General features: G+C 67.9%; 11 protein-coding genes and 1 tRNA gene. 11 read left to right on the top strand and 1 reads right to left on the bottom strand.

Annotated features, from left to right (window positions below):
- Positions 1–475: DNA-deoxyinosine glycosylase (locus tag ACY35P_RS09280; RefSeq protein ID WP_462115547.1), on the bottom strand; the 475-nt coding region annotated here is incomplete at its 3' end.
- 58 nt (positions 476–533) lie between these two features.
- Here ACY35P_RS09280 and tpiA point away from each other — a divergent pair.
- The 11 genes from tpiA to nuoH all read left to right on the top strand — a co-directional run bounded on the left by tpiA (position 534) and on the right by nuoH (position 10,235).
- Positions 534–1,283, top strand: a complete 750-nt coding sequence (gene tpiA / locus ACY35P_RS09275; RefSeq protein WP_462115546.1) for a triose-phosphate isomerase — start codon at positions 534–536, stop codon at positions 1,281–1,283.
- A gap of 19 nt (positions 1,284–1,302) precedes the next feature.
- Positions 1,303–1,755, top strand: a complete 453-nt coding sequence (gene secG, locus ACY35P_RS09270) for a preprotein translocase subunit SecG (RefSeq protein ID WP_462115545.1) — start codon at positions 1,303–1,305, stop codon at positions 1,753–1,755.
- Between the two features lie 96 nt (positions 1,756–1,851).
- Positions 1,852–1,936 (top strand) — tRNA-Leu (locus tag ACY35P_RS09265).
- 91 nt (positions 1,937–2,027) lie between these two features.
- The gene (locus ACY35P_RS09260) at positions 2,028–2,384 is read left to right on the top strand and encodes an NADH-quinone oxidoreductase subunit A (protein WP_462115544.1); all 357 of its coding nucleotides are present in this window, start codon (positions 2,028–2,030) and stop codon (positions 2,382–2,384) included.
- Between the two features lie 13 nt (positions 2,385–2,397).
- Entirely contained in the window at positions 2,398–2,964 is a 567-nt protein-coding gene (locus ACY35P_RS09255) for a NuoB/complex I 20 kDa subunit family protein (protein ID WP_462115543.1), read from the top strand.
- On the top strand, positions 2,961–3,716 hold the full coding sequence (locus ACY35P_RS09250) for an NADH-quinone oxidoreductase subunit C (RefSeq protein ID WP_462115542.1): 756 nt from the start codon (positions 2,961–2,963) through the stop codon (positions 3,714–3,716). Before ACY35P_RS09255 ends, ACY35P_RS09250 begins: the two co-directional genes overlap by 4 nt.
- Entirely contained in the window at positions 3,713–5,020 is a 1,308-nt protein-coding gene (locus tag ACY35P_RS09245) for an NADH-quinone oxidoreductase subunit D (protein ID WP_462115541.1), read from the top strand. The genes ACY35P_RS09250 and ACY35P_RS09245 overlap by 4 nt, the downstream gene beginning before the upstream one ends.
- A 25-nt stretch (positions 5,021–5,045) precedes the next feature.
- Positions 5,046–5,573 (top strand): NADH-quinone oxidoreductase subunit NuoE, encoded by a 528-nt coding sequence (gene nuoE / locus ACY35P_RS09240; RefSeq protein WP_462115540.1) that lies wholly within the window; start codon positions 5,046–5,048, stop codon positions 5,571–5,573.
- Positions 5,574–5,578: 5 nt separating this feature from the next.
- Positions 5,579–6,946 carry an NADH-quinone oxidoreductase subunit NuoF gene (gene nuoF, locus ACY35P_RS09235; RefSeq protein ID WP_462115539.1) on the top strand — a complete coding sequence of 456 codons (1,368 nt, stop codon included), beginning with the start codon at positions 5,579–5,581 and terminating at the stop codon, positions 6,944–6,946.
- Positions 6,943–9,171 carry an NADH-quinone oxidoreductase subunit NuoG gene (gene nuoG, locus ACY35P_RS09230; protein ID WP_462115538.1) on the top strand — a complete coding sequence of 743 codons (2,229 nt, stop codon included), beginning with the start codon at positions 6,943–6,945 and terminating at the stop codon, positions 9,169–9,171. Before nuoF ends, nuoG begins: the two co-directional genes overlap by 4 nt.
- 2 nt (positions 9,172–9,173) lie before the next feature.
- Complete coding sequence (gene nuoH / locus ACY35P_RS09225) at positions 9,174–10,235, top strand: NADH-quinone oxidoreductase subunit NuoH (RefSeq protein ID WP_462115537.1); 1,062 nt, start codon at positions 9,174–9,176, stop codon at positions 10,233–10,235.
- Positions 10,236–10,237 lie beyond the last annotated feature (2 nt).

Below are 10,237 nucleotides of genomic sequence, written 5' to 3'. Positions count from 1 at the left end.
GCCACTGGGCCGTCTTGTCGGCGGTCGACAGGGATCGGTTGGCCGGACTGGTGGACGGCAGCCGCACGAGGGACACGCCGGAGGGGAGCACGTCGGCCGGCACCTGGCGCCGGAACGTCGTCTCGGCCGTCGCGCCGTTGAACAGCACCGCACGAAGCGCGCGGTGGCCGGCGAAGAAGGCGCCGAAGTCGTTCGCGATGGCGCCCCGTATGGCGCTGTCGAGGCTGCCTTCGCGTTCACAGGTGCCGATCACGTCCCAGAGCGCGACGCCCGACGCGCGCAGTCGTTCGACCCGGGCATCGTAGGGCAGCGCCGGCGATGCGCCGACCAGCTCACCCATCAGCGCCCAGAACAGGTTCTGCGGATGCGCGTAGTACAGGCCGCGACGCAGCGAGGCGCCGCCCGGCATGGAGCCGAGGATCAATGCTCGCGCCTCGGGGTTCTCGATCGGCGGCAAGCCTTGGAGTTGGGGCATGGTCCTGTCTCGGTCGGGCTGGGCTAGACTTCCGCGCCATCCATGAGGGGAGCACGCGATGCGTCGTCGGATCGTCGCCGGTAACTGGAAACTCCACGGGAATCGCGCCTTCGCCGCGCAGCTGCTCGATGCGCTGGCCGCGGTCGACGCGCCGGCCGGCGTCGAGCGCGTCGTCCTGCCGCCGCTGCCGTACCTTGGCGAACTCGTCCAGGACTACGGCGACCGGGGCCTCCGCTTCGGTGCGCAGGACGTGAGCGCGAACGAGCAGGGCGCATACACGGGCGAGGTCTCCGCCGCGATGCTGGTCGACGTCGGCGCGGTCTACGGCCTCGTCGGGCATTCCGAGCGTCGCCAGTACCACCACGAGTCGAGCGAGCTGGTCGCGCAGAAGTTTCGCGCCGCCAAGCGCGCCGGCCTGGTGCCGATCCTCTGCGTCGGCGAGACGCTCGAGGACCGCGAGTCCGGCCGCACCTGGTGGCGGCTGGAACAGCAGCTGGAGCCGCTGCTCGCGGACGGCGGCGCGGACCTCGAGGGCGGCGTTATCGCCTACGAGCCGGTCTGGGCGATCGGCACCGGCCGCACCGCGACGCCCGAGCAGGCGCAGGAGGTCCATGCCTTCATCCGTGGCGAGGTGGCCCAGCGCGATGCTAGAATCGCGGGCTCGCTGCCGCTTCTGTACGGCGGCAGCGTGAAGCCCGACAACGCGGCCGAGCTGTTCGGCCAACCCGATGTCGATGGCGGACTGGTCGGCGGCGCGTCGCTGAAGGCCGAGGATTTCCTGGCGATCGTGCAAGCGGCCGCCCACTGAGCTCAACGGGGCCCCGCCCATGCTGTTTCTGAACATCATCTACGTGCTGGTCGCGATCGCCATGATCGCGCTGATCCTCATGCAGCGCGGCGCCGGCGCGCAGGCCGGTTCCGGCTTCGGCGGCGGCGCGTCGGGCACCGTCTTCGGTGCGCGCGGCTCGGCGAACTTCCTGTCGAAGTCGACCAAGTGGCTCGCCGTCGCGTTCTTCGTGCTGAGCCTCGTGATCTCCTGGCAGGTGACGCGCGCCGCGCGTGCTCCGCAGGCCGAGGGCGGCAGCATCATGTCGCAGGCGCCTGCCACGACGGTTCCGTCGGGCGCGGTTCCCGCGGCGCCGGGCGGTAGTGCGATCCCGGCGGCACCGGCTGCGCTTCCGGCGGCCCCGGCATCCGTGCCGGCCGCGCCGGCATCGACGGTTCCCGCACCTGCGCCGTCCGGTTCGACAACGCCGAATTCGCCTTCACAGGCTGGTTAAACGGCGTAATTCAGTTACAATGCGCTGCTCCCGCACGGAAGTCGGGGAGCAGGGTCGATACGGACCCGGTACGGCGTCCGGGACGACGGTTACAAAGCCCAGGTGGCGGAATTGGTAGACGCACTACCTTGAGGTGGTAGCGACTTAGGTCGTGGGGGTTCGAGTCCCCCCTTGGGCACCACACCGGAAAGATCCCCCGGCCGTTCGGCACGGGGAGCACAGGCGCCGCCGCGGTTCACCGCAGCCGCCGCGCGATAGCCGAGAGAACACGAGTGCTGGCCGAATATCTGCCGACTTTGCTGTTTCTGATCGTCGCCGGCGGTATCGGCGTCGCCCTGATCATCGTCGGACGCGTCCTCGGGCCGAAAACCCCGACGGTCGAGAAGCTGTTGCCGTACGAAAGCGGCTTCAACGCGTTCGAAGACGCGCGCATGCAGTTCAACGTGCGCTATTACCTGATCGCGATCATCTTCATCGTCTTCGACCTGGAGATCGCATTCGTTTTCCCGTGGGCTCTCGTGTTCCGCGAGCTCGGGCCTTTCGGCCTCGTCGAGATGGGTACCTTCCTCGCACTCCTGGTGATCGGCTTCGCCTACGTGTGGAAGAAGGGCGCCCTGGAGTGGGAGTGAGGCGGCAGCCGTCATGAAGAAGTTCTCCGACCTCATGTTCAACCCGCTGCCCGAAGGGCGGCTCGACGACCTGCTCCTCCCGGAGTCGGATAATCCCGTCATGCAGCAGGGTTTCGCGACGACGTCCGCGGATGCCTTGTGGAACTGGGCGCGCACCGGCTCGATGTGGCCGATGACGTTCGGCCTCGCCTGCTGCGCGGTCGAAATGATGCATGCCGGTGCGGCGCGTATCGACCTCGATCGGTTCGGCGTCGTGTTCCGTCCTTCGCCGCGCCAGTCCGACGTGATGATCGTGGCAGGCACGCTGGTCAACAAGATGGCGCCCGCGCTGCGCCGCGTGTACGACCAGATGCCCGACCCGAAATGGGTGATCTCCATGGGCAGCTGCGCCAATGGCGGCGGCTACTACCACTACTCGTATTCGGTCGTGCGCGGCTGCGACCGCGTGGTGCCGGTCGACATCTACGTGCCGGGCTGCCCGCCCACCGCGGAGGCGCTGACCTACGGCATCCTGCAGTTGCAGAAGAAGATCCGTCGCGGCACGAACTTCGGCGACGAGCGCCAGGGCGTGCGCGCATGAGCGCCGTTCCTGCCGAGGCCACGCCGCCCGTCGAGCCCGCGATCGCCGCGCGCCTGCGCGAGCGTTTTCCGCAGGCCGCCGTCACCGTCGCGCTGCCGCGCGGCGAAGTCACGCTCGAGGTGCCGCATGGCGCCTGGTTCGAATCGGCGCTGGCCCTGCGTGACGAGCTCGGCTTCGACCAGCTGATCGACCTCTGCGGCGTCGACTACCTGAGCTACGGCAGCGACGAATGGGACACGACCGTCTCATCGGAAGGGTATTCCCGCGGTGTCGAGGGCAAGACGACCGGGCGCATCCTGTGGGGTGAGCAGCCCAACGGCGTCGCGCTCGAGACGGACCGCCGCTTTGCGGTCGTGGTGCACCTGCTCTCCGTCCAGCACAACGTCCGCCTGCGGCTGCGCTGCTTCGCGCCCGACGACGACCTGCCGAGCGTGCGCTCGGTCGTGGACATCTGGCCGGTCGCCAACTGGTTCGAGCGCGAAGCGTTCGATCTCTACGGCATCGTCTTCGACGACCATCCGGACCTGCGCCGCATCCTCACCGACTACGGCTTCGTCGGGCATCCGTTCCGCAAGGATTTCCCGCTGATCGGCAACGTCGAAGTGCGTTACGACGCCGAGCGCCGCCGCGTAGTCTACCAGCCGGTCACCATCGAGCCGCGCGTGCTGGTTCCGCGCGTCATCCGCGAGGACGCGCGCTACCAGACGTCCGTCGGCGAAGCCGCGCAGCGCGCCGAGGCAGGCAAGCAATGAGCACCGTTCCCGCCGAACTGACGGACGACATGGGCCGCCCTGCGGGCGCCGGTCCGGAGATCCGCAACTATTCGCTGAACTTCGGCCCGCAGCATCCCGCGGCCCACGGTGTGCTGCGACTGATCCTCGAGATGGACGGCGAGATCGTGCGTCGCGCGGACCCGCACGTCGGCCTCCTGCATCGCGGGACGGAAAAGCTCGCCGAAACCAAGCCGTTCAACCAGTCGGTCCCGTACATGGACCGACTGGACTACGTTTCCATGATGTGCAACGAGCACGCCTACGTGCGTGCGATCGAAACGCTGCTCGGCATCGAGGCCCCGGAGCGCGCGCAGTGGATCCGCACGCTGTTCGACGAAATCACCCGCATCAAGAACCACCTGATGTGGCTGGGCTCGAACGCGCTCGACCTCGGCGCGATGGCCGTCTTCCTCTACGCGTTCCGCGAGCGTGAGGAACTGATGGACGTGTACGAGGCGGTGTCCGGTGCGCGCATGCACGCCGCCTACTACCGTCCGGGCGGCGTCTACCGCGACCTGCCGGACCGGATGTCGCGCTATCGCGAGTCCAAGTGGCGCAAGGGGAAGGACCTCAAGCGCTCCAACGAGGCGCGCGAGGGCAGCGTGCTCGACTTCATCGAGCACTTCGCCGCGACGTTCCCCGCGCGCATCGACGAATACGAGACGCTGCTCACCGACAACCGCATCTGGAAGCAGCGTACGGTCGGCATCGGCGTGGTGACGCCGGACCAGGCGTTCGCCTGGGGCATGACCGGCCCGATGCTGCGCGGGTCGGGCATCGCGTGGGACCTGCGCAAGACGCAGCCGTACGCGCGCTACGACCAGGTCCACTTCGACATTCCAGTCGGCGCGACCGGCGACTGCTACGACCGTTACCTGGTCCGCATCGCCGAGATGCGCGAGTCGAACCGCATCATCCAGCAGTGCGTGAAGTGGCTGAAGGCCAATCCCGGCCCGGTGATCGTCGACAACTTCAAGGTCGCGCCGCCCAAGCGCGAGGAAATGAAGGACGACATGGAAGCCCTCATCCATCACTTCAAGCTGTTTTCCGAGGGCTACTGCGTGCCGGCGGGCGAGACCTACGCCGCCGTGGAAGCGCCGAAGGGCGAGTTCGGCATCTACCTGGTTTCGGACGGCGCCAACAAGCCGTTCCGCCTCAAGGTCCGCGCACCGGGCTTCGCCCACCTCTCGTCGATGGACGCGATCATCAAGGGCCACATGCTGGCCGACGTGGTCGCGATGATCGGCACCTACGACATCGTTTTCGGCGAAATCGACCGCTGAGTCGAGAGCTGGAGCTCCGCACGCAATGAAAGCCACCGGCAACTTCGAGGCCTGCCAGAACGTCGACCCTGCGGTCGTACTGACGGATGCCACGCGCGCGCACATCGACCACTGGCTGTCGAAGTTCCCGGCCGACCGCCGCCGCTCCGCCGTGCTGCAGGGCCTGCATGCCGCGCAGGAGCAGAACGGCGGCTGGCTTTCCGACGAGATCATGGCCGCCGTCGCGAAGTACATCGGGATCCCGCCGGTGTGGGCGTACGAGGTCGCGAGCTTCTACTCGATGTTCGAGACGGAGCAGGTCGGACGCCACAACGTGGCCTTCTGCACGAACATCAGCTGCTGGCTCAACGGCGCCGAGAAGCTCGTCGAGCACGCGGAAAGGAAGCTCGGCTGCAAGCTCGGCGAATCCACGGCCGACGGCCGCGTCTACCTGAAGCGCGAAGAGGAATGCCTCGCCGCCTGCTGCGGTGCGCCGGTCGTCGTGGTCAACGGCCATTACCACGAGAAGCTCGACGCCGCGAAGGTCGACGCGCTTCTGGACGGGCTGGAGTAATCGCGATGGCGCATTCCCACCACGACTATTCCAAGGGCTACGGCCCGGTCGGCCCGGCGCCGCAGGAGCACAACGTCGTCTACACGACGCTGCACTTCGACACCCCGTGGTCGTACGAGAATTACCTCAAGACCGGTGGCTACAGCGCCTGGCGGAAGATCCTCACCGAGAAGATCGAGCCGGCGGCGGTGGTCGAGATGGTCAAGGCGTCCGGCCTGCGCGGCCGCGGCGGCGCGGGCTTTCCGACCGGGCTCAAATGGTCGTTCATGCCGAAGGGCGCAGGGCAGAAGTACATCCTCTGCAACTCCGACGAGTCCGAACCCGGGACCGCCAAGGACCGCGACATCCTGCGCTACAACCCGCACGCGGTGGTCGAGGGCATGGCGATCGCCTGCTACGCGACCGGCTCGACGGCGGCCTACAACTACCTGCGTGGCGAATTCCATCATGAGCCGTTCGAGCATTTCGAGCAGGCCCTGAAGGAAGCCTACGAGAACGGCTGGCTCGGCAAGAACGTGCTGGGCAGCGGCGTGGACGTCGACATCTACGGCGCGCTCGGCGCCGGCGCCTACATCTGCGGCGAAGAGACCGCGCTGATGGAGTCGCTGGAGGGCAAGAAGGGGCAGCCGCGCTACAAGCCGCCTTTCCCCGCGAACTTCGGCCTGTACGGCAAGCCCACGACGATCAACAACACCGAGACGTACGCGTCGGTGCCGGCGATCATCCGCAACGGGGCCGAATGGTTCGCCGGCCTCGGCAAGCCGAACAACGGCGGTCCCAAAGTGTTCTCGGTGTCCGGCCACGTGGCCAACCCGGGCAACTTCGAGATCCGTCTCGGCACGCCGTTCTCGGAGCTGCTGCAGATGGCGGGCGGCGTGCGCGGCGGGCGCAGGCTGAAGGGCGTCATTCCTGGCGGCTCGTCCATGCCGATCCTCCCGGGCGACACGATGATGTCGCTGACGATGGACTACGACTCGATCCAGAAGGCCGGTTCCGGCCTCGGTTCGGGCGCCGTCATCGTGATGGACGAGACCACCTGCATGGTTCGCGCCTGCCAGCGGATCGCGCGCTTCTACTTCAAGGAGTCGTGCGGCCAGTGCACGCCGTGCCGCGAAGGCACCGGCTGGATGTACCGCATGCTCACGCGCATCGTGAACCGCGAGGCCACGCTCGACGACCTGCACATGCTGCGCGCCGCGGCCGGGCAGATCGAAGGCCACACCATCTGCGCGTTCGGCGAAGCCGCCGCGTGGCCGGTGCAGGGCTTCCTCCGTCATTTCTGGCACGAGTTCGAATACGCGATCGTCAACAAGCGCTTCCTCGTCGACGACGAGGCCGCCGGCACGGTCGTGCAACAGGTAGCCGCCGCATGAGTGCGCAGCCCGTCAACCCCAGCCTTCCGCCGGACCACGTCACCGTCTTCATCGACGGCGTCGAGATGGCCGCACCGAAGGGCTCGATGATCATCCAGGCGGCCGACAAGGCCGGCGTGGCCATCCCGCGTTTCTGCTACCACGACAAGCTGAGCGTCGCGGCCAACTGCCGCATGTGCCTGGTCGAAGTGGAAAAAATGCCGAAGCCTGCGCCCGCGTGCGCGACGCCGGTGATGGACGGCATGAAGGTGGTCACGCGCAGCGAAAAGGCCTTGAAGAGCCAGCGCAACGTGATGGAGTTCCTGCTGATCAACCATCCGCTCGACTGCCCGATCTGCGACCAGGGCGGCGAGTGCGAGCTGCAGGACCTGTCGATGGGCTACGGCCGGTCGATCTCGCGTTTCTCCGAGCGCAAGCGCACCGTGCCGGACGAGGATCTCGGTCCGCTGGTCGCCACGGAAATGACGCGCTGCATCCAGTGCACCCGCTGCGTGCGCTTCACCGCGGAAATAGCCGGCACCTACGAGCTGGGCGGGATGTACCGTGGCGAGAACCTGCAGATCGGTACCTACGACGGCAAGCCGCTGACGACCGAGCTGTCGGGCAACGTCATCGACGTCTGCCCGGTCGGCGCGCTGACGAACAAGGTCTTCCAATTCCGCGCCCGCCCGTGGGAGCTGATGGCGCGCGAGTCGGTGGGCTACCACGATTCGCTCGGCAGCAACCTTTACCTCCATGTCCGCCGCGGCGAAGTGCTGCGCACGGTCCCGCGCGACAACGACGCGGTCAACGAGTGCTGGCTCTCGGATCGCGACCGCTACTCGCACCAGGGCTTGTACGCTGCCGATCGCGCGGTGCGGCCCCTGGTCAAGGAGGCCGGTGAATGGCGCGAGGTGTCCTGGGAACAGGCGCTCGCCCGCGCCGCGCAGATCCTCCGCGACAACGGCGCCGACCGGCTCGGCATGCTCGTCCACCCGGCCACGACGAACGAGGAAGGCGCGCTCCTCGCGCGCCTCGCCGAGGCGCTCGGCACCGGCAATCTCGACCATCGCATCGCGCAGGTCGACCTGTCCGACGCGGCGGTGGCCGAACCGTTCGCCGCGCCGGTGGCCGACATCGACGGCGCCCGCACGATCGTGATCGTCGGCTCCAATCTGCGCCACGAGCTCCCGCTGGTGCACGCGCGCGTGCGCAAGGCATGGCGCAACGGCGCGAAGGTGCACGTCGTCAATCCCGTCGACTTCGACGTCGCGTTCGATGTCGCGGGCAAGCACATCGTCGCGCCGTCGGCGCTCGCCGGTGCCCTCGAGGACCCCTCGCTGCGCGCGGCGCTTGCCGAGGGTCCTGCCGTCGTCATCGTGGGCGCGCTGGCGGAGACCGGCCCGCACGCCGCGCGCATCCGCGCGGCGGCACGGGCGCTCGCCGAAGCCACGGGCGCGAAGCTGTGTCGCGTTCCGCAGGGCGCCAACGCGGTCGGCCTCGCGCGCATGGGCGTGCTGCCCACCACGCGCGACACGGGCGCGATGCTCGCCGATCCACGCTCGGCTTATGTGATCTACGGCATCGAGCCGGGCCTGGATTTCGCCGACGTGCCGACGGCGATGGCCGCGCTGAACGGTGCGCAGGTCGTGGCCTTCAGCCACTTCGCCTGCGAATCGACGCGGTCGATCGCGGACGTGATCCTGCCGATCGGCCTGCTGCCGGAAATCGACGGCACGTTGACCAACCTCGATGGCGTCGACCAAGCGGTGGTGGCTGGCGGCAAGCTGCCCGACCAGGCGCGGCCGGGCTGGCGCGTGTTGCGTGCCCTCGGCGGCGAGCTGGGTGCCCCGGGCTTCGAATTCGTCGAGTTCGCGGGCCTCCGCGCCGGCCTGTCGCCGCGCGACGTCGGCGTGGTCGCCGGTCTTGCGCCTGCCGTGGGACAGGGCGGCCTCGAAGTCGCCGTGGCGCCCGCGATCTATCGCGTGGACGCCGTCGTGCGTCGCGCCCCGGCATTGCAGTCGCACCCGCTCAACCAGGCACCGCGCGCGCACCTGAATCCGCAGGACGCGCAGGCGCTCGGCCTCGAGAACGGTGCGGTCGGCCGTTTCGCGGTCGCCGCGGGTACCGCGAAGCTGCCGATCGAGGTGTCGCCGAAGGTCGCGATCGGCACGGTGTATCTCGAAGGTGGCCACGGCGCGACGGCACCGCTGGGCGCGGGCCGGCTGGACGCGGGGAGGGCTTGAGCATGCTGCACGAGACCCTCGATTCCGTGCACGGCTGGTTCGACGGCCTGGGCGCCTTCGGCCAGCTGACGTGGATCGTGCTGAAGATCCTCGCGATCACGATGCCGGTCATCATCGCCGTCGCGTTCTACGTGGTCTGGGAGCGCAAGCTGATCGGCTGGATGCACGTGCGCCACGGGCCGATGTACGTCGGCATGGGCATATTCCAGGCCTTCGCCGACGTCTTCAAGCTGCTGTTCAAGGAAGTCATCTCCCCGGTCCGCGCGGATCCGGTGCTGTACGTGCTCGCGCCGCTGATCGGCCTCGCTCCGGCCTTCGCCGCCTGGGCGGTCGTGCCGTTCGACACGAAGGTGGTGCTCGCCGACGTCAACGCCGGCCTGCTGTACCTGCTCGCCATGACCTCGCTCGGCGTGTACGGCATCATCCTCGCGGGCTGGGCGTCGAACTCGAAGTACGCCTTCCTCGGCGCCATGCGCTCGGCTGCGCAGGTGGTCTCGTACGAGATCGCGATGGGCTTCGCGCTGGTCGGCGTGCTCATCGCCGCGGGCAGCCTGAACCTCTCGGAGATCGTGCGCGCGCAGTCCGGCGACGCGGGTCTTTTCGAGTGGTTCATGTGGCCGCTGTTGCCGCTGTTCGTCGTCTACTTCGTATCCGGTGTCGCGGAGACCAATCGCGCGCCGTTCGACGTGGTCGAGGGCGAGTCGGAGATCGTCGCCGGCCACATGGTCGAGTATTCGGGTTCGCAGTTCGCGCTGTTCTTCCTGGCCGAATACGCGAACATGATCCTCGTCAGCTTCCTGACGGCGCTGTTCTTCATGGGCGGCTGGCTGAGCCCGTTCCAGGGCCTCGGGATTCCGTTGCTCTCGGTCGATGGCTGGTGGTGGCTGCTGCTGAAGGTCGCGTTCTTCGCGAGCCTATTCATCTGGTTCCGCGCCTCGTTCCCGCGTTACCGCTACGACCAGATCATGCGGCTCGGCTGGAAGGTCTTCATTCCGATCACCATCGCCTGGATCTGCGTCACCGCGCTGATGGCCTATTTCGGCGTCTTCGAGCCCTTCAAGTGACG

The organism is Lysobacter xanthus (genome assembly GCF_047159895.1).
Note: the sequence above shows the minus strand (reverse complement) of the source record. Positions and strands in the feature narration are given on the sequence as shown.